The organism is Streptomyces sp. CB01881, from assembly GCF_002953255.1.
GTDB lineage: Bacteria > Actinomycetota > Actinomycetes > Streptomycetales > Streptomycetaceae > Kitasatospora.
In genome coordinates, this window is record NZ_CP026498.1 from 10,183,508 (window position 1) to 10,200,619 (window position 17,112).

Annotated in this window: 19 protein-coding genes and 1 pseudogene; 10 read left to right on the forward strand and 10 right to left on the reverse strand. The window is 71.9% G+C overall.

Annotated features, from left to right (window positions below):
* Window positions 1-325: 325 nt before the first annotated feature.
* Window positions 326-853: pseudogene (locus C2142_RS33795) on the forward strand (Tn3 family transposase); the annotation flags it as partial.
* Window positions 854-870: 17 nt separating this feature from the next.
* Here C2142_RS33795 and C2142_RS33800 read toward each other — a convergent pair.
* Together C2142_RS33800 and C2142_RS33805 are read right to left on the reverse strand one after the other, a co-directional pair.
* Complete coding sequence (locus tag C2142_RS33800) at window positions 871-1,620, reverse strand: SDR family oxidoreductase (RefSeq protein WP_148646601.1); 750 nt, start codon at window positions 1,618-1,620, stop codon at window positions 871-873.
* Between the two features lie 155 nt (window positions 1,621-1,775).
* A complete protein-coding gene (locus tag C2142_RS33805; protein WP_148646602.1) occupies window positions 1,776-2,669 on the reverse strand; it encodes an AraC family transcriptional regulator in 894 nt (297 codons plus the stop codon).
* 144 nt (window positions 2,670-2,813) lie between these two features.
* On the opposite strand from C2142_RS33805, the gene C2142_RS33810 reads away from it, so the two are divergent.
* Together C2142_RS33810 and C2142_RS33815 are read left to right on the forward strand one after the other, a co-directional pair.
* Window positions 2,814-3,131, forward strand: coding sequence for an antibiotic biosynthesis monooxygenase (locus C2142_RS33810; protein ID WP_148646603.1), 318 nt, complete (start codon window positions 2,814-2,816; stop codon window positions 3,129-3,131).
* A 98-nt stretch (window positions 3,132-3,229) separates the two neighbouring features.
* Window positions 3,230-4,198: an alpha/beta hydrolase gene (locus tag C2142_RS33815; protein WP_148646604.1), complete on the forward strand. Its 969-nt coding sequence runs from the start codon at window positions 3,230-3,232 to the stop codon at window positions 4,196-4,198.
* 29 nt (window positions 4,199-4,227) lie between these two features.
* Here the strand turns inward: C2142_RS33815 and C2142_RS33820 are convergent, their stop codons facing one another.
* Together C2142_RS33820 and C2142_RS41795 are read right to left on the reverse strand one after the other, a co-directional pair.
* Window positions 4,228-4,449 (reverse strand): hypothetical protein, encoded by a 222-nt coding sequence (locus tag C2142_RS33820; RefSeq protein ID WP_148646605.1) that lies wholly within the window; start codon window positions 4,447-4,449, stop codon window positions 4,228-4,230.
* Window positions 4,450-4,527: 78 nt separating this feature from the next.
* Window positions 4,528-4,659, reverse strand: coding sequence for a hypothetical protein (locus C2142_RS41795; RefSeq protein ID WP_277347290.1), 132 nt, complete (start codon window positions 4,657-4,659; stop codon window positions 4,528-4,530).
* 1 nt (window position 4,660) lies between these two features.
* On the opposite strand from C2142_RS41795, the gene C2142_RS40795 reads away from it, so the two are divergent.
* The gene (locus tag C2142_RS40795) at window positions 4,661-5,017 is read left to right on the forward strand and encodes a hypothetical protein (protein WP_241002932.1); all 357 of its coding nucleotides are present in this window, start codon (window positions 4,661-4,663) and stop codon (window positions 5,015-5,017) included.
* A gap of 7 nt (window positions 5,018-5,024) precedes the next feature.
* On the opposite strand, the gene C2142_RS33830 is transcribed toward C2142_RS40795, so the two are convergent.
* From C2142_RS33830 to C2142_RS33840, 3 genes are all read right to left on the reverse strand, one after another.
* Window positions 5,025-5,204 carry a LacI family DNA-binding transcriptional regulator gene (locus C2142_RS33830; protein ID WP_206671071.1) on the reverse strand — a complete coding sequence of 60 codons (180 nt, stop codon included), beginning with the start codon at window positions 5,202-5,204 and terminating at the stop codon, window positions 5,025-5,027.
* Window positions 5,205-5,411: 207 nt separating this feature from the next.
* Window positions 5,412-5,705, reverse strand: coding sequence for an antibiotic biosynthesis monooxygenase family protein (locus C2142_RS33835; RefSeq protein ID WP_148646606.1), 294 nt, complete (start codon window positions 5,703-5,705; stop codon window positions 5,412-5,414).
* A gap of 51 nt (window positions 5,706-5,756) precedes the next feature.
* Window positions 5,757-6,719, reverse strand: coding sequence for a carbohydrate kinase (locus C2142_RS33840; RefSeq protein ID WP_148646607.1), 963 nt, complete (start codon window positions 6,717-6,719; stop codon window positions 5,757-5,759).
* Window positions 6,720-6,986: 267 nt separating this feature from the next.
* Between C2142_RS33840 and C2142_RS33845 the strand changes: the two genes are divergently transcribed.
* The 4 genes from C2142_RS33845 (at window position 6,987) to C2142_RS33860 (ending at window position 11,064) form a co-directional block, all read left to right on the forward strand.
* Window positions 6,987-8,009, forward strand: coding sequence for a sugar ABC transporter substrate-binding protein (locus tag C2142_RS33845; protein WP_148646608.1), 1,023 nt, complete (start codon window positions 6,987-6,989; stop codon window positions 8,007-8,009).
* Between the two features lie 125 nt (window positions 8,010-8,134).
* Window positions 8,135-9,130, forward strand: coding sequence for an ABC transporter permease (locus C2142_RS33850; RefSeq protein WP_148646609.1), 996 nt, complete (start codon window positions 8,135-8,137; stop codon window positions 9,128-9,130).
* A complete protein-coding gene (locus tag C2142_RS33855; protein ID WP_148646610.1) occupies window positions 9,130-9,972 on the forward strand; it encodes an ATP-binding cassette domain-containing protein in 843 nt (280 codons plus the stop codon). The genes C2142_RS33850 and C2142_RS33855 overlap by 1 nt, the downstream gene beginning before the upstream one ends.
* A gap of 72 nt (window positions 9,973-10,044) precedes the next feature.
* A complete protein-coding gene (locus C2142_RS33860) occupies window positions 10,045-11,064 on the forward strand; it encodes a LacI family DNA-binding transcriptional regulator (protein WP_148646611.1) in 1,020 nt (339 codons plus the stop codon).
* A gap of 1,092 nt (window positions 11,065-12,156) precedes the next feature.
* On the opposite strand, the gene C2142_RS33870 is transcribed toward C2142_RS33860, so the two are convergent.
* The gene (locus C2142_RS33870) at window positions 12,157-13,116 is read right to left on the reverse strand and encodes a pirin family protein (protein WP_148646613.1); all 960 of its coding nucleotides are present in this window, start codon (window positions 13,114-13,116) and stop codon (window positions 12,157-12,159) included.
* A 195-nt stretch (window positions 13,117-13,311) separates the two neighbouring features.
* Window positions 13,312-13,995, reverse strand: a complete 684-nt coding sequence (gene rpe, locus C2142_RS33875) for a ribulose-phosphate 3-epimerase (RefSeq protein ID WP_148646614.1) — start codon at window positions 13,993-13,995, stop codon at window positions 13,312-13,314.
* Between the two features lie 238 nt (window positions 13,996-14,233).
* Here rpe and C2142_RS33880 point away from each other — a divergent pair, with 238 nt between their 5' ends.
* Window positions 14,234-15,088 carry a hypothetical protein gene (locus tag C2142_RS33880; protein ID WP_148646615.1) on the forward strand — a complete coding sequence of 285 codons (855 nt, stop codon included), beginning with the start codon at window positions 14,234-14,236 and terminating at the stop codon, window positions 15,086-15,088.
* 388 nt (window positions 15,089-15,476) lie between these two features.
* On the forward strand, window positions 15,477-16,334 hold the full coding sequence (locus tag C2142_RS33885) for a hypothetical protein (protein WP_148646616.1): 858 nt from the start codon (window positions 15,477-15,479) through the stop codon (window positions 16,332-16,334).
* Between the two features lie 101 nt (window positions 16,335-16,435).
* Here C2142_RS33885 and C2142_RS33890 read toward each other — a convergent pair whose 3' ends face one another.
* A complete protein-coding gene (locus C2142_RS33890) occupies window positions 16,436-17,086 on the reverse strand; it encodes a C39 family peptidase (RefSeq protein WP_241002933.1) in 651 nt (216 codons plus the stop codon).
* Window positions 17,087-17,112: the final 26 nt, after the last annotated feature.

Sequence of the window (17,112 nt, forward strand, 5' to 3'; positions counted from 1 at the left end):
CGACGGTGTCACCGGAGCGGGAACGGCGGGGCCGGAAGCTGGTGGAGCATCCTCAACGGAGCGGCGAGATGTTGTGCTGCGACCGGATGATCGGGCTGAGGTATGTACTTCCAGAACGTGACGGCGTGCCCGTCGACGAGGACCGGCTGCTCCAGCGGCAAGAGGGGGACGGTCGGGAAATCCATGCCGAGCGCTGCCGCTGTCGTCGGCCGCCACCCGGACCGTCCCGTACCGGCGTTCGGAGTCGTCCAGCCTTCCCGGCTTCATCAGCGCGTCCGCCACCAGGTCGACACGACAGCCGTCATCTCTGACAGCCGCACCTGAACACGGCGTGATCCGGATGCTGTCGCGGGACGGGCGGCCGGCCCCGCTGGGAGACGCGATCGCGCACTACGGGCGGATCGCCAAGAGCCTGCACATCCTGCGCCTGGCCGACGAGCCCGGCTACCGCCGCCAGATCAAGGCGCAGGCCAACCTCCAGGAGGGCCGCCACTCCCTCGCCCGGAAGATCTTCCACGGCCGTTCCGGACAGCTCTACCAGCGCTACCAGGACGGCATGGAGGACCAGATCGGCGCGCTGGGCCTGGTCCTGAACGCCGTCGTCCTCTTCAACACCCGGTACATGGACGCCGCTGTGAACCAGCTGCGCACGGACGGGTTCGACGTTCGCGACGAGGACGTCGCCCGCCTTTCCCCGTTCGTGCGGCAGCACATCAACATGCTCGGCCGGTACTCGTTCAAGCTGCCCGTGCTGCCCGGCGGGATGCGCCCGCTGCGTGACAAGGACGCCACCGACGGCGAGCCGACCCGGTACGTGGGCGCGGGGCCGGCTCCTGGTGTCAGTGCGGCGTGACCTTTCCTGCTGGCTGATCACTTCGCCTGGGAGAGCGAGACCGCGTCGGGGCCGGCGGGGAATCGCAGCTGGCCCGTCGTGTCGTGCACGGCTCGCCACACTGTCTCGGCGACGTCGCTCTCCTTGGTGAACAGGTCCTGGCCCGTGAAGTCGCCCATGGCCTTCTTCGCCCATGGTGCGTAGGGCGCCGGGACCAGCTCGTCCAGCGAGGCGCCCTTCGTCGCGTTGGCCGCGAAGTTCGTCGTCAGGCAGGCGCCCGGCTCGACCGTCTTGGCCTGCACACCGAAGGGCGCGAGCTCGAGTGCGAGGGATGCGGTGAACCCCTCGATGGCCATCTTGCTTGCCTTGTAGACGGCCGAGAGCGGCATGTGGCCCAGCACCACGCTGGAGGTCACGTTGACCACCACGCCGGAGCCGCGCTCGCGGAACTGGGGCAGCACCGCCTGCGTCGTCGCCATCACGCCGAACGTGTTGGTTTCGAAGACTTCCCGCACTCGGGCCATGGGGGTGCCCTCGAACACGCTGATCAACGGGACGCCCGCGTTGTTGACCAGGACGTCGATGGGCCCGGCCGCCTCGAACGCGGCGGTGATGGTCCGGGGCTTGGTCACGTCGAGTTCGACGACGCGGAGCCGGTCCGACTCGGGCAGGACGCCCGCACGCGTCGTGCGCATCGTGGCGATGACGTTCCACCCCTGCGAGTGGAAGTACAGGGCGGTCTCCCGTCCGTATCCGGATGAGGCACCAGTGATCAGAACTGTCTTCATGCGGTGATCCTTGCGATGCAGTGGGATCCGCGGATGGACAGGCATTTTCCTGCCCTGCGGAAGAACGGGTGATCCCATTGAATCGCTTTGACCTGCTGGAATAGTAGAACTATCGTCGCTTCGTCTTGCACGATCCTCCCTCATGGTCCGGCCGCTCAAGGAAGGACACCTGCGGTGCTTCGCAGGCGGGCCGCGTCCCGGCTCGGAGGTGCGCCGAACTGGCGGCGGTACTCGCGGCTGAACTGCGACGGGTTGTCGTAACCGACGCGGTGGCCGACTCCGGTGACGTCGCCCGGGTGGGTGGCGAGCAGCAGCCGGGCCTCCTGGAGCCGGATCTGTTTCTGGAACTGGATGGGGCTCATCGCGGTCACCGCCTGGAAGTTGCGGTAGAACGCGGAGACGCTCATCCCGGACAGCCGTGCCACGTCCTCGACCCGGAAGGGCTCGGCGTAGTGCTCGCGGATCCAGCGCACGGCCCTGGCGACGTGGCTGAGGCCGCTGTCGGCGAGGCCGAGCTGGCGCACCGTCGCGCCCTGCTCGCCGGTGATCAGGCGCCACAGGATCTCGCGTTTGACCAGCGGGGCCAGTACGGCGCGGTCGCTGGGCTCGTCGAGCAGGCGCAGCAGCCGGACCACCGCGTCGAGCAACGCGGGCGGGGCGTCGCTGACGGCGATCCCCGACGGAGTGCCTCCGGCGGGGCGGGGGGTGTCGCCGGGACCGGCTTGCAGCAGCAGTTCGGCGACGGCGGACGGTTCCAGCGTGAGGCCGAAGCCGAGGGCCGGCTGCTCGGGGGCGGCCTGGGTGAACTGTCCGGTGACGGGCAGGTCGACGGATGCGACTAGGTACTGCCCGGCGCCGTACGCGTAGACCCGGTCGCCCAGCGCGAGGCGTTTGGCGCCCTGGGCGATGACTGCGAGCACCGTGCCGGACATCGAGGGCGCCGGCGGATCCGGCCGGTCGACCTTGGAGATGAGGACGCCGTCGATGGCGGTGGTCCAGTCGGGCCGGGCATGCCGGGCCAGCAGGGTGCGGAGCTCTTCGAGGTGCATGCGTCCATTGCAGCACTGTTCCGTGCTGCAATTCCCGTACTCGCGAGGATCGTGCAAGTACCAGCGAGCATCGTTCTAACGTTTAAGCAGGTCACGGCGATTGAATGGAATCACCTCACTCCATCAACGCAGAAGAAGGCCTCCATGATTGCCACGTACGGCTTCAACGCCACCCTGACCGCCAGGCCCGGAATGGGCGACCGGCTCGTCGACCTGCTGCTGACCGGCCTGCACGAGGGCAGCCCCGGCGCGAGCGCGTACTGCGTGGTCTACCTCGTCTCCCGTTCCGCGTCCGCCCCCGACGTCGTCCACGTCACCGAGGGCTGGACCAGCGAGGAGGACCACCACCGGATCTTCGCCGGCGAGGCCGCCCAGGCCATCGTGGCGCAGATCGGCGGACTGCTGGCCAAGGAGTCCGAGTACACCGACTACGTGCCGGTCCGCGGCAAGGCCGCCTTCTGACCCGCTGAACACCCCACACCCCAGGCCGCCGCGGTGCCCGCCGAGGCGACCCCCTCCTCGCCCGACCGTCCCGCCACCACCCACGAAAGGCAACGACCATGACCACGACACGACCCGCCCTCGACCCCGAACTGCATGAACTCTTGGCCGACATGCCGCTGATGTCCCAGCTCAGCCCGGAAGTGCTGGCGCAGGTACGCCCCTTCTCCGCGATGCCCGTCGAACCCCTCCTCGAAGGTCGCGCGATCGACCGGCGCGAGGTCACCGCTGCGAGTCCGGACGGCACCACGATCCCCTTGTCCGTCTTCAGCCCCGCGAACACCGATCGCGCCACCGCCGTACCCTGCGTCTACTGGATGCACGGCGGCGGGATGGTCATGGGCGACCGCTTCTCACAGATCGACATCCCGCTGGAGTGGCTCGACGAGTTCGGCGCCGTCGTGGTCTCCGTCGACTACCGGCTCGCGCCCGAGGCCACCGGCATCATCCCGGTCGACGACTGCTACCAGGGACTGCTCTGGATCGCCGAACACTCCGAAGAACTGGGCATCGACCCCGCCCGGATCATCGTCGCAGGCGCCAGCGCGGGCGGCGGCCTCGCCGCCGGCGTCACCCTGCTGGCCCGCGACCTCGGCACCCCGACGATCGCCGCCCAAGTCCTGATCGGCCCCATGCTCGACCACCGCAATACCACCACCTCCAGCCTCCAGTACTCGAACGGGCCCGGCGTCTGGACCCGCGAGATGAACGGATTCGGATGGCGCTGCCTCCTCGGCGACCTCACCGACGCCGAGGTGCCCGCATACGTCTCACCCGCCTTGGCCGACGACCTCGCGGGCCTGCCGACCACCTACATCGACACCGGCTCCGCCGAAGTCTTCCGAGACGAGGACACCGACTACGCCACCCGCATCTGGGCGGCCGGCGGCCAGGCCGAACTCCACGTCTGGGCAGGCGGCTTCCACGGATTCGACGCCCTGTACCCGCAGGCACACATCTCGGCCACAGCCCGCCGAACCCGCACCGACTGGCTCGCCCGACTCCTGCCCACGAACCCCGCCGCATAGGTGAAGTCGACGAGTTTCGGTCGTACGCTTCAGCCTTGGTGTGACGGCGGATCCCCCGACATTCTGGTCGGGGGCGCCGCCGGCACCCGGTCGAGGACCGCGGTGTGGTTGCCCAACGACAGGTGACCCACCGGCAGGAACACCCTGATGTTGCCGAGGTCGGCGAAGATCTGCTGGTCCGGCTTGAACGACGAGATCAGCATGAAGACGATGGGGAAGGCGAAGGCCAGGGCGAGCGCGCTGCGCAGCACGTGCCCGGGCAGCCGGCGCAGGTCCGCCGCAGGCGGCCGGGCCCGGCGGCCGGGGAACGAGTGGGTGTGGTCGCCATGTCAGTCCTTCTCCCGGGTGAGGAAGCGCTGGATGAGGGAGACGGCCAGCACGAGCACGAAGAACACCAGGGAGACGGAGGCGTAGGCGGTCTGCTGCTGCTCGTAGCCGGCGTGGACCGCCTGGTAGACCACGGTGCTGGTGGAGTCCGGCGGGCCGCCCCGGGGTCATGACGTTGACCTGGGTGAACAGGCGCAGCGCGTCGATGGTGATGGTGATCAGGACGAAGGTGCGGGTGGCGCGGAGGCCGGGCCAGGTCACGTGCCGGAACCAGGCCCAGCGGTCGGCGCCGTCGATGGCGGCGGCCTCGTGCAGGTCCGCGGAGATGGTCTGCAGCCCGGAGAGCCAGATCACCATGTGGAAGCCGACGCCCTGCCAGACGGGCATGAGCAGCAGCAGGCCGCGGTCGGCGGCGGCCTCCTGGGCGCCCCTGATGATCTGTCCGCGTGCGGGGTGGTGGCGATCTCGTCGCTGAGGAACCCCACGGTGTAGGAGCGGCTCAGCCGCAGGCCGCGGGCCAGGTTGTTCGGGAGGTACCCCAGGCGCTCGGCCGCCGCCAGGACGGTCTGCCGGGTTCGGCGTTGATCCGTTTGCCCTGGACGTCGTTGAGGACGTGGGAGACCGTCGGGGCGGACACGCCCGCCGCCGCGGCCACGTCCTTGATTCCGACTCGTTTCACTCGTCCTGCCAAAACGTTTGGGCAATAGGGCTGCGATGACGATCCCCGCACGGGGCCGCAGGTGTGAACAGCCCGTTACGGATTCGTGCCCACGGAGTCTCCCTCCCGTGAACTGGGGCTTCACTGCGGCGCGGTACGGCGCGCGGGCATGCCGAGCGCCGCCCGGGACGGCCCTGCACGGGCATCCGGGCGGCGACGGGCGCCCGCTCAGCCGGCGGGGTTCAGGAAGGTCAGCACGGAGGCGTCCTCCTTGATCATTCGCGTCAGTTCGGCGTTGAAGGGCTTCCCGCGGGGCGCGGCGAGGTGCTCGGCGAAGGCGTCCTCGTCCCGGTACTCCTCGAAGATCCAGTAGGCGCGGGGGTCGGACGCCTTGGTGTAGACGTCGAAGGCGAGGTTGCCGGGTTCGGCCCGGACCAGGGCGGCGAAGTCCGCGACCAGGGCGGCGACTTGCTCCTCGCAGCCGGGTTTGGCGGTGAACTCGGCCAGCAGGGTCTTCTTCATGCCTATCGCTTTCCGTCGGCGGCGGGTGGGAGGTGGCGCGGGGGGCTACGCTCAGGGGGCGACCGCGGGAACGGACTCCACCTGGTGCGCCCGGGGCGGGTTCGGGCCGGCGACCGAGCAGGTCAGCGCGGCGACCCGCGCCGCGTACCGGCAGGCGTCGGCCACTTCGTCGGCGGTCAGCTGCTCCAGTCGTCCGCCGAGGCGGCCGGTCAGGGAGAGCCGGTGGAGCAGGCCGGCGGTGAACGAGTCGCCGGCGCCGATGGTGTCCACGACCTCGACCCGCGGCGCGGGCACGGGGATCCGGACGCCGTCGAGCGAAGCCAGCGCGCCGCGGCTGCCCAGGGTGATCACCACCAGCCGGACCCCGGCCAGGTGCCAGGCGTCGCAGGCGCGCTCGGGCGTGACGCCGGGCATCAGCAGCTCCAGGTCGTCGGAGCTGAGGCGCAGGACGTCGGCGAGTGTGCACCAGCGCGCCAGCCGTTGCCGGTAGACGGCCGGATCGACCAGCAGCGGGCGGACGTTGGGGTCGATGGAGACGGTCGCGCCGGCGCGTGCGCGCACCAGCATCTCCTCGATCCGCTCGTCGCCGGGGGCGCGGACCAGCGCGAGGGAGCCGGTGTGCAGGCAGGCCGCGTCCTCGGGGCGGGCGGCGGCGAGTTCGGCGTCGGTCCACTGCCAGTCCGCGGTGGCCTCGGCGTGGAAGGAGTACTGGGCCTGGCCGTGCGGGTCGAAGGTGGCGATGGCCAGGGTGCTGGGCTCGGCGGCGGCGACGATGCCGGACAGGTCGACGCCGGAGGCGGCGAGGTGGGCGCGGAAGAGCGCGCCGAAAGCGTCGGAGGAGATCCGGCCGAGGAAGCGGGTGGGGGTGCCGAGCCGGGCCAGTGCCACGGCGGTGTTGGCCGGCCCGCCGCCCGGCAGGACGCGCAGGGCGAGCTCGCCGGGGCGGGGCTGGAGGGCATCGGCGAAGGCGTCTGCGACGCACTCGCCGAGGACGGCGATCGGGCGCTGGGCCATCGTTGCGCCTTTCGGATTCTGGGGAGAACAGGGGCGAACCGGACGCACTGACGAGGTACGGCGGGGCGGCCGGTCGGCTGTTCGCCGGGCGGCGCGGGGATTGCGGTCGCGTTACGCAGTCGTTACGCGGACGGGGCTTGTGGTCCGGGTTGCGCAGACTTCATCATCACTCCCAAGCCAATGTCAACGATGACATAAGTCAACGATGACATCGTCTGCTGCTGATCCCCCGCCCTGTCCACTCGGGGCGCACTCCCAGGAGCCACCATGTCCCTCACCTCCCGCACCACCCTGACCAGAGCTGCGGCCTGCCTGCTGGCCGGCGGTCTGGCCCTCACGCTGACCGCGTGCGGCTCCGGCTCCAAGGGATCCGCGGACGCCGGTTCCTCCGGCCCGGTCAAGGTCGGCCTGATCACCAAGACCGACACCAACCCGTTCTTCGTCAAGATGAAGGAGGGCGCGCAGAAGGCCGCCAAGGAGAACGACGTCACGCTGAGCACCGCGGCGGGCAAGTTCGACGGCGACAACGCGGGCCAGATCGCGGCGATCGAGAACATGGTCGCCGCCGGGGTCAAGGGCATCCTGATCACCCCGAGCGACTCGAAGGCGATCCTGCCCGCGATCAAGAAGGCCCGGGACAAGGGCGTCCTGGTGATCGCCCTCGACAGCCCCACCGACCCGCAGGACGGCACCGACGCGCTGTTCGCCACCAACAATGAGAAGGCAGGCGTGCTGATCGGCCAGTACGCCAAGGCCGCGATGGCGGGCAGGACCGCGAAGATCGCCACCCTCGACCTCGCGCCGGGCGTCGCCGTCGGGCAGCTGCGCCACGACGGCTTCCTGAAGGGCTTCGGCGTCCCGGAGGGCGACCCGTCGGTGGTCTGCTCCCAGGACACCGGCGGCGACCAGGCCAAGGGCCAGACCGCGATGGAGAACTGCATGCAGAAGGCGCCCGACATCAACGTCGTCTACACCATCAACGAGCCCGCCGCGCTGGGCGCCTACACGGCGCTGAAGGCCAAGGGCCGGGAGAAGGACGTCCTGATCGTCTCGGTCGACGGCGGCTGCACCGGCACCCAGGCCGTCAAGGACGGCAAGATCGCCGCGACCTCCCAGCAGTACCCGCTGGTGATGGCGGCGCAGGGCGTCAAGGCCGTCGCCGACTACGCCAAGTCCGGCGTCAAGCCCATCGGTTACACCGACACCGGGGTCAACCTGATCACCGACAAGCCGCAGGCCGGCGTCGACGCCAAGGACACCGCCTACGGCCTGGAGAACTGCTGGGGCTGATCCGCGCCCCGCTGAACCAGCGGTCCGGGCCGGATCCCCTGCCCCGACCCGGCCCGGACCGCTCCCACTCGTCGCGACGCCGCCCGCTCGGCGCTCCCGATCCGCTCCACCGGCAAGGACCTCACATGACCACATCCACCGTCCCGTACGGAAACCTGACCGGGCCGTCGACGCTGCGGCGGCTGGCGACGGCCCCGATCGCGGGCCCGCTCGCCGCGCTCGTACTGGCCTGCGCCTTCTTCTCCCTGATGACGGACCAGTTCCTGTCCGGCGGGAACTTCTCCCTGATCATCCAGCAGGTGATGGTGGTCGGTGCGCTGGCCGTGGGGCAGACGCTGATCATCCTGACGGCCGGCATCGACCTGTCCTGCGGCGCGGTGATGGCCTTCGGCTCGATCGTGATCGCGAAGATGGCCGCCGAGGGCACCGTCCCGCCGCTGGTGGCCATCGCGCTGGGCCTGGCGGTGTGCGCGGGTTTCGGGCTGCTCAACGGCCTGCTGGTGAAGCTGATCCCGCTGCCGCCGTTCATCGTGACGCTCGGCATGCTGAACGTGGCCTTCGCGCTCACCCACATCTACTCCAACGAACAGACCGTCAGCGACCTGCCCCGCGCGCTGACCTTCCTGGGCGAGACGTTCCCGCTCGGCGGCACCGACGTCACCTACGGCTCGCTGGTCGCCCTGGCGCTGTTCGGCGTGTTCGCCTACCTGCTGAGCAGCACCTCCTGGGGCCGCCACGTCTACGCGCTCGGCAACAGCCCCGAGGCCGCCCGGCTCAACGGCATCCGCACCGGCCGCCTCACCATCGGCCTCTACGCGATCGCGGGACTGATCTACGGCCTCGCCGCGCTGCTGCTGATCTCCCGCACCGGGGTCGGCGACCCGCAGGCGGGGCAGACCGACAACCTCGACAGCATCACCGCCGTCGTCCTCGGCGGCACGAGCCTGTTCGGCGGCCGCGGCAGCGTCCTGGGCTCCCTGATCGGCGCCCTCATCGTCGGCGTGTTCCGCAACGGCCTCCAGCTGATGGGCGTCGCCTCCATCTACCAGACCCTGATCACCGGCGTCCTGGTCATCCTCGCCGTCACCGTCGACCAGATCTCCCGGAAGAAGATGCGCTGATGAGCACCTCCACCGCCACCACTGCTCCCGTCATCCAGGCCCGGGGCCTGGTCAAGCGCTACGGCCACGTCACCGCCATCGACGGCGCCGACTTCGACCTGCTGCCCGGCGAGGTGCTGGCCGTCATCGGCGACAACGGCGCCGGCAAGTCCAGCCTCATCAAGGCGCTCACCGGCGCCGTCACCCCGGACGAGGGCGAGATCCGCCTGAACGGCGAGGTGATCCGCTTCAACGGCCCGCAGGACGCCCGCGCGCACGGCATCGAGACCGTGTACCAGGACCTCGCGGTGGCGGCCTCGATGGACATCGCCTCCAACATGTTCCTCGGCCGGGAGCTGCGCCGGCCCGGCCCGCTGGGCAGCGTCCTGCGGATGCTGGACAAGAAGCGGATGCGCGAGGAGGCGGCCGCCCACATGGCCGACCTCAAGATCGGCCTGCGCTCGCTCACCCAGCCGGTGGAGACGCTCTCCGGCGGCCAGCGCCAGGCCGTGGCGGTGGCCCGCTCGGTCGCCTGGGCCCGCAGCGTCGTCGTGATGGACGAGCCCACCGCGGCGCTGGGCGTCAAGGAGTCCGGCCAGGTGCTCGACCTGATCCGCCGGGTCCGCGACAAGGGGCTGCCGGTCATCCTGATCAGCCACAACATGCCGCACGTCTTCGAGATCGCCGACCGCATCCACGTCCATCGGATGGGCCGGCGCGAGGCCCTGATCAAGCCGTCCGACTACTCCATGGCGGAGGTGGTGGCCATCATGACCGGTGCGCTCACCGTCGACCCGGAGCGCGGCGGTACTGTCGTCGCGGATGCCGCTGCCGCCGAGGCGGCCGGAATCCGCTCGAACTGACCAGAGAAGTCCGCGCGGGGGCTCCGCCCACCACAGCGGGGCCCGCGCCCGACGAAGCCGGAACGGTGGTCCATGGCCGCGCCCCGTCGCACCACGCTGAACGATGTCGCCCGGGAAGTCGGCGTGAGCGCCAAGACCGTCTCGCGGGTGCTCAACGGCGACGGGCCGACCTCGCGGGAAACCCGGGAGAAGGTCATGGCGGCGGTCGAGAAGCTCGGCTTCCAGCCCAACCTGATGGCCCGCAACATTCGCGTCGGCGGCCCGGACAGCACCGTCGGCCTGATCATCCCCGACATGGGCAACCCGTTCTTCGGCTCCGTCGCCGGCGGGATCGAGAGCGTCGTGCGCGAACGCGGACTGACGCTGCTGATGGGCTCCTGCGCCGACGACCCCGACCGGGAACGGGCGCTGATCACCACCTTCCTGGCTCGCCGGGTCAGCGCGCTGATGGTGGTGCCCACCGCGGGCGCCGACCACGCCCACCTGCGCACCGCCCGGGCCGGAGGCATGCCGGTGGTCTTCATCGACCGCCCCGGCGCCGGCCTCACCGCCGACAGCGTGGTCAGCTCCAACCGGGACGGCGCCCGCGAGGGCACCGCCCACCTGATCGCCGCCGGCCACCGCCGGATCGCCTTCGTCGGCGATCGCCCCGCCACCCTCTACACCCGCCGCGAGCGCCTCGCCGGCTACCGCGAGGCGCTCGACGCCGCGCACCTGCCCTACGACCGCACGCTCGTCCTCGACGGCCACACCGAGGCCGAGGCCGCCGACGCCGTCCAGCGCGCGCTGCGCGACCCGCAGCCGCCGACCGCGATCCTCGCGGCCAACAACTTCGCCGCCATGGGCACCGTCCTCGGCACCACCCGGGCCGGCCGGCGCGACGTCGCACTCGTCTCCTTCGACGACCTGCCGTTCGCCGAGGTCCTGGAACCCGCCATCACCACCGTCGCCCAGGACCCGGCCGCCATCGGCACCGCCGCGGCCGAGATCGCCCTGGCCCGCCTCGACGGCGACCGCACCCGGGCCCGCACGGTCACCGTCCCCACCCGCCTCATCCCCCGCGGATCCGGCGAACTCCCGCCCTCCGCGTAGCAGTTCCGCACCACCGCCGCTGCAACGACCCGCTCGACCCCGTCGTCGCGCCGCGCTGCCCCGGCGCAGCCATGCCCTGATGCCGCCGTGCCCCGACGAGCCGCGAGCGCGTCCCCCGCACCCACCCCACCTCAAGCTCTGTGAAGAAGCTCGCCGTGCCCGCGTCCCGACCCACCCGTCGTACCTCGCTGGCCGTCCTGGCCACCGCCTTCTGCCTCGCCCTGACCGCCGCCTCCCCGCCGTGGCCGACACCGCTCGTTGTGTTACAGCGCCAGAACGACCTCGGCCCCGGAGCGCCGGGTCGGAACGGCCGCGGCCCACTGCCCTGAGCCGCTCCGCGACGGCTCCGGCACCCCCCGGGCGATCCGCAGGTTCCTTGCTGAGCAGCACAGACACCAGACGGTCGAGATCCTCGGGAATGCCCGCCCGGAGCAAGCCGAGGCGCGGGGGCGGCCGCGACCTGGGCTGCCAGGCCCACGGCCTGCTCAACGGGTAGTCCGGACGGCTGTTCCCGAAGCACACCCGCGAGATTGCGCCCACTGATCAGCTCCATGACCAGGTGGGGCTTTCCGTCCTGCTCCCCCCTGTCGAAGATCTGGGCAATGCCGGGATGCTGGAGCCAGGCGCTGACCCGGGCCTCCCGACGGAACCTCTCCAGGGCACTGCCCCTGGCGGCCAGGTGCGGGACGAGGAACCTGATGGCGGCCTCGCGGTCCAGCCGCGAGTCGTGGGCCTGCCAGACCTCGCCCATCCCGCCACGACCGAGCGGCACCTCCTGCCTGTACCAGTCGGCGATCCGCATCCCCGAACGTTCACAGGCCGGCACACTCCCTCGATCGCCGCAGACATCCGGGGCGGTCGACGGCCTCGGGCATCGAGACGGGCCTACCTGATTACCCGTCAGGAAAGTCGGCAAAATGTCAGCACCGATCCGACCAGGCCCTGTCGCACCCAGCCGGACATGAGAATTCGACGGCTCTTCCGCCCATGCCGGCAAGGCCGTGAGACAGCTCTGGAGGCCACCTTCGAGTGCAGGTACCGCGCACGAGGCCACCGCCTCGCACGCAGCCCGCACGCCGGTATTACCGCAGGTCAGCGCGCCCGACCACGGGGCTTGAGCGGGATGTCGGGGAGCCCTGGCGCACGCAGGCGGGCACCGTCGTAGCCGTGCACTTCACCGAACCGCGAGCTCTTCTCCCAGTCGTTCCGTGCCTGTACGATCTCGTCGCCGGAGCGGCCGATGAAGTTCCACCACATGACCAGCTTCTCCTCGAAGGGCTCGCCGCCGAGGAGGAGGACGGCGGAGTCGGTGCGGGCGAGGAGGGGGAGTTCGCGGCGGTCGCTGCCGAGGTAGAGCATGGAGCCGGGTTCGACGCGGACGCCGTCGACGTCGACGCTGCCGGACATGGAGAGGACGGCGTACTCGAAGCCGGGTTCGAGGGGGAGCTTGAGGTCGGCGCCCTCGGTGAGGGCGAGGTCGGCGCCGACCAGGGGGGTGTAGGCGGTGCCGGGGGAGGTGGCCGTGTCGAGGGTGCCCATGATGACGGTGCCGCGCAGGCCCGGGGCGGTGACGACGGGCAGCTCGGCGTGGTGCTCGAAGGCGGGGGCGGTGTGGCGGTGGGCGTCCGGGAGGGCGACCCAGAGCTGGGCGCCTTCCAGGAAGCGGGCGTGCGGGCGCGGGGACTCCTCGGAGTGGGAGATCGCCCGGCCGGAGGTCATCAGGCCCAGCTCGTAGGGGCGGACGGTCTGGAGGCTGCCGAGGCTGTCGCGGTGCAGGACCTCGCCCTGGTGGAGCCAGCTCACGGTCTGCAGTCCCATGTGCGGGTGCGGGGGGACCTGCATGCCGGGCTCGTCGGCGATGTCGTCCGGGCCGTAGTGGTCGACGAAGCACCAGGCGCCGACCATCCGGCGGCCGAGGTTGGGCAGCAGACGACGCACGACGGTGCTCTCGCCGAGCGGGACCTGGCGTCCGGTCAGCAGTTCCCGGACCGGACCGGTGCCGGTCCGGCCACCGCAGGGGGTCGGGGCGGGCTTGAGATCGAGATTGCTCATGTCGCGGATCCACCACCGTACGGGTCGGGGCCGGCCGGGGCCGGAGGGTCGTCGGCAACGATCATCCATCAACCCGCGGTGTTCCTCCACCCACGGCGGCCGGGCGCGGCCCCGGGCACGGGCCCGGCATACGGTCCCGCGCCCCGGCTGCCGGCTGCCGGCCGCTGGCCGACGACCACCGGCCGGCACCGCGGGTCAGTGCCGGCAGGCCCACCAGGCGTCCGCCGTCGCGGCGTCCGCGAGCGAGCGCAGCTTGGCGACGGCCTCGGCCGGGTTCTCCGCCCCGTACACCGCCGAACCGGCCACGAAGACGTCCGCGCCCGCCTCGGCGCAGCGCTCGATGGTGCTCGCCGCGACACCGCCGTCGACCTGCAGCCACAGCTCCAGGCCGTGCTTGTCGATCAGCTCCCGGGTGCGGCGGATCTTCGGCAGCATGATGTCGAGGAACGCCTGCCCGCCGAAGCCCGGCTCGACCGTCATGATCAGCAGCATGTCCAGCTCGGGCAGCAGGTCCTCGTACGGCTCGATCGGCGTGCCGGGCTTGAGAGCCATGGACGCGCGGGCGCCCTTCGCCCGGATCTCACGGGCGAGCCGGACGGGCGCGGCGGCGGCCTCCACGTGGAAGGTGACGGAACCGGCGCCGGCCTCGACGTACTGGGGGGCCCAGCGATCCGGGTCCTCGATCATCAGGTGGCAGTCGAGCGGGATGTCGGTGGCGCGGGCCAGCGACTCGACGATCGGGACGCCCAGCGTCAGGTTGGGGACGAAGTGGTTGTCCATCACGTCGACGTGCAGCCAGTCCGAGCCCCTCACGGCCTCGGCCTCGTCGGCGAGGCGGGCGAAGTCCGCGGACAGGATGCTGGGGCTGATCTGGGACATGGCCGACTACCTTCGTGCGAGGGCTTGCGAGGGCTGGGGTGCCCGGACGACGGGCACGCTCGTCCCATCATCTCGTGCCGCGCGACCGGCGACCGCACCCCGCGGCCACCGCGTGACCGTCATCACACCCCGGCCGGAGTTACCGGGACCACCACCGCGGTCAAGAACACCTGAGCGGCCCCCGGCACCCCGGGCGGTCGCCGTCCAGTCGGCACGATCCACCGAGGAAGGCCTCCCGATGTCCGATCCCGTCCACCCCGCCCGGGCGCTGTGGCGGCTCTTCGAGCCGGTGTACGCCGTCACCTTCCTCCAGCCCGAGAGCCGTGCGGCCTTCGAGGCGGCCGGGCTGGACGGCAGCTGGCGCGGCTACTTCGCGGGCCGCTCGGCTCCGCTGGGCGCGGTGGACGCACCGCCCGTGATCGCCTCGTTCTTCAGCTTTTCCCCGGCGATGGTGGAGCGGGCGCTGCCCGCGGTGTGGACGCACGCGAGCCCCCAGCAGGCTCTGGCCGCCCGGACCGAGGGCTCGGCGGCGGCGCTGACCCGGCTGCTGGCACCGGTGAAGCCCGAGCAGGTCGAATCCGCGGCGACCGCGCTGGAGGAGGCGGTGGCCCGGCTGGACTGCGCCGGCCGGGTGCTGGCCGCCGCCAACGCCGCACTCCCCCGGCCCGCGGACGTGTACGGGCGGCTGTGGCAGGCCGCGACCGTGCTGCGCGAGCACCGCGGGGACGGCCATGTGGCCGCGCTGGTCGCGGCGGGGCTGGACGGCTGCGAGGCGCCGGTGCTCCACTGCGCGCTGGACGCCGGCCGCGAGGTGCTCCAGCCGCTGCGCGGGTGGACGGACGAGGAGTGGGAGGCCGCTGCGGCGCGGCTGGTCGAGCGGGGCTGGCTGACGGCGGAGGGGGCGGTCACGGAGCTCGGCCGGATCCGGCACCGGGCCGTCGAAGCCGCCACCGACCTGGCCGCCGGCCGGGCGTGGGAGGGCCTGCCGCACGGCGAACTCGACCGCCTGACCGCCGCCTTGAAGCCGATCGCGGCGATCTGCCGCGAGCAGATGCCGATCAACCCGCTCGCGATGCCGCCGGTGCACCGGTAACCCGCCCACCCGGCTGCCGGGAGCGGGCACCTCGCCCCGTCGTCTCGCGGGAACCGGCGGAGACCGACGAAGACCGACGGGATTTGACGGGGACCGGCGGAGAACGGCGGGGACCGTAGCGGCCGGCGCCGAACAGCGAGACCTCCCCGTGACCCTCATCACACCCCGTGCAGGGTTATCGTGACCGCCGCCGTGGTCATCAGCCCTGTGCAGCACCGTTCCCGCACCTCGTTCCCGCACCTCGTTCCCGCACCTCGTTCCCGCACCTCGTTCCCGCACCTCGTTCCCGCACCTCACCAAGCAACAAGCGCCCCGCCAAGCTGTGAGCCGTGAGCAGTCGGCACCACGCGCTCGCCGCGCTCCGCGCTCGTCCGAGGAAGGTCTTCCGTTGACCGAACTGGTCCATCCCGCCCGCGCCCTGTGGTGGCTCTTCGAGCCGGTGCACGCCGTCACCTACTTCTCGCCCGAGGGCCGCGCCGCCTTCGAGGCCGCCGGTCTGCGCGGCACCTGGCGCGGCTACTTCGCGGGCCGCGCGGCGCCGCTGGGCCCGGTCGACGCGCCGCCGGTGATCGCCGGCTTCTTCAGCTTCGCGCCCTCCATGGTGGAGCGCGCCCTGCCGGACGTCTGGAAGCTGGCCGACCCGGACGTCGCACTGGCCGCCCGGGTCGAGGGCGCCTCGGCGGCGCTCGCGCGGCTGCTGGAGCACGTCGAGCCGGAGCAGGTCGAGCTGGTCGCCGACCTGCTGGAGCAGGCCGTCACCCGCCTGGACTGCGCGGGCCGGGTGCTGGCCGCCGCCAACGCCGCCCTTCCGCGCCCGGCCGGCCTGTACGGGAGGCTCTGGCAGGCCGCCACCGTGATGCGCGAACACCGGGGCGACGGGCACGTCGCCGCACTGGTCGCGGCCGGGCTGGACGGCTGCGAGGCGCTGGTGGTCCGCTGCGCCCTGGACGTGCGCCGGGACATGATGCAGCCGCTGCGCGGCTGGACCGACGGGCAGTGGGACGCCGCCACCGCCCGCCTGGTGGAACGCGGCTGGCTGACCGAGCGCGGCACCATCACGGAGTGCGGCCGGATCCGCCACCAGTCCCTGGAGGCCGCGACCGACCTCGCCGCCACCCGGGTCTGGGAGAACCACCCGCGCGCCGAACTCGACCGGATCGCCGCCGCGCTCAAGCCGATCTCGGCGCTCTGTCGCACCGCGCTGCCGCCGATCAACCCGATCGGACTGCCGGCGGCGACGGCCTGACGGCCGGCTCCACCCGACCGGGTCCGCCCGCCCAAGGCCGCCCGAGGCCGCCCGAGTTCAGCAGAGTCCGCCCGAGTCCGCCGCAGTTCGCCCGCCCGGGGTCATCCGTCCACCCCGGGCGGGCCGAGCACGATGCCCCGCCCCGCGTAGAACCGCTCGAACCGCTGCCACGGCACGTGCGCGTACGCCTGCGACTCGCCCGCGAAGCCGGACGGGTTGTGGATCACCAGCGCCGTCGCCGTGGTGCCCACCGCCAGGACCAGGTGGCCACCGCGCCGCTGGGGGTCGGGCCCGTCCGGGTGCCGGATCGCGGGGTGGACGGACAGCATGACCAGCCGCCCTTCGGCCACCTCCGCGGCCACCTCCGCCGGCGTCAACTCCCTCGCCTGCGCGGTCAGTCCCCACCGCTGGTGGACGTAGGCGGCGAACGGTGTGTGGATCAGGCCGCGCAGCCGCTCGCCGTCCCGCTCGTACGCGCCGGCCGCCAGGCACTCCTCCGCCAGCTGCACCGCTGTCGGCGCCACCCCCCACCAGTGGTCCAGCGCCATCCGCAGGCAGGCCACCCCGCACAGTCGCCACGACCAGTACTCGTACTCCTCGGGCGTGGCCGCCCCCGACTCGCCCCAGCGCGGATCGTCCGCCGCGCTCACCGCGCCGGCCACGATCTCTCGTACCAGGCCCGCCGACTCCCACTGCGCGTAGTACGGCACCTCGTGCACCACGGCCGGGTCGCCGCCGCTTCCTTGCTCCACCGTCCCCATCCCCCGACGCTCTCACG

What these genes read in the sequence shown, in the direction of transcription:
- C2142_RS33800 (WP_148646601.1), bottom strand. Translation starts at nt 1,620, where the DNA reads ATGAAGACAGTTCTGATCACTGGTGCCTCATCCGGATACGGACGGGAG.
- C2142_RS33805 (WP_148646602.1), bottom strand. Translation starts at nt 2,669, where the DNA reads ATGCACCTCGAAGAGCTCCGCACCCTGCTGGCCCGGCATGCCCGGCCC.
- C2142_RS33810 (WP_148646603.1), top strand. Translation starts at nt 2,814, where the DNA reads ATGATTGCCACGTACGGCTTCAACGCCACCCTGACCGCCAGGCCCGGA.
- C2142_RS33815 (WP_148646604.1), top strand. Translation starts at nt 3,230, where the DNA reads ATGACCACGACACGACCCGCCCTCGACCCCGAACTGCATGAACTCTTG.
- C2142_RS33835 (WP_148646606.1), bottom strand. Translation starts at nt 5,705, where the DNA reads ATGAAGAAGACCCTGCTGGCCGAGTTCACCGCCAAACCCGGCTGCGAG.
- C2142_RS33840 (WP_148646607.1), bottom strand. Translation starts at nt 6,719, where the DNA reads ATGGCCCAGCGCCCGATCGCCGTCCTCGGCGAGTGCGTCGCAGACGCC.
- C2142_RS33845 (WP_148646608.1), top strand. Translation starts at nt 6,987, where the DNA reads ATGTCCCTCACCTCCCGCACCACCCTGACCAGAGCTGCGGCCTGCCTG.
- C2142_RS33850 (WP_148646609.1), top strand. Translation starts at nt 8,135, where the DNA reads ATGACCACATCCACCGTCCCGTACGGAAACCTGACCGGGCCGTCGACG.
- C2142_RS33855 (WP_148646610.1), top strand. Translation starts at nt 9,130, where the DNA reads ATGAGCACCTCCACCGCCACCACTGCTCCCGTCATCCAGGCCCGGGGC.
- C2142_RS33860 (WP_148646611.1), top strand. Translation starts at nt 10,045, where the DNA reads ATGGCCGCGCCCCGTCGCACCACGCTGAACGATGTCGCCCGGGAAGTC.
- C2142_RS33870 (WP_148646613.1), bottom strand. Translation starts at nt 13,116, where the DNA reads ATGAGCAATCTCGATCTCAAGCCCGCCCCGACCCCCTGCGGTGGCCGG.
- rpe (WP_148646614.1), bottom strand. Translation starts at nt 13,995, where the DNA reads ATGTCCCAGATCAGCCCCAGCATCCTGTCCGCGGACTTCGCCCGCCTC.
- C2142_RS33880 (WP_148646615.1), top strand. Translation starts at nt 14,234, where the DNA reads ATGTCCGATCCCGTCCACCCCGCCCGGGCGCTGTGGCGGCTCTTCGAG.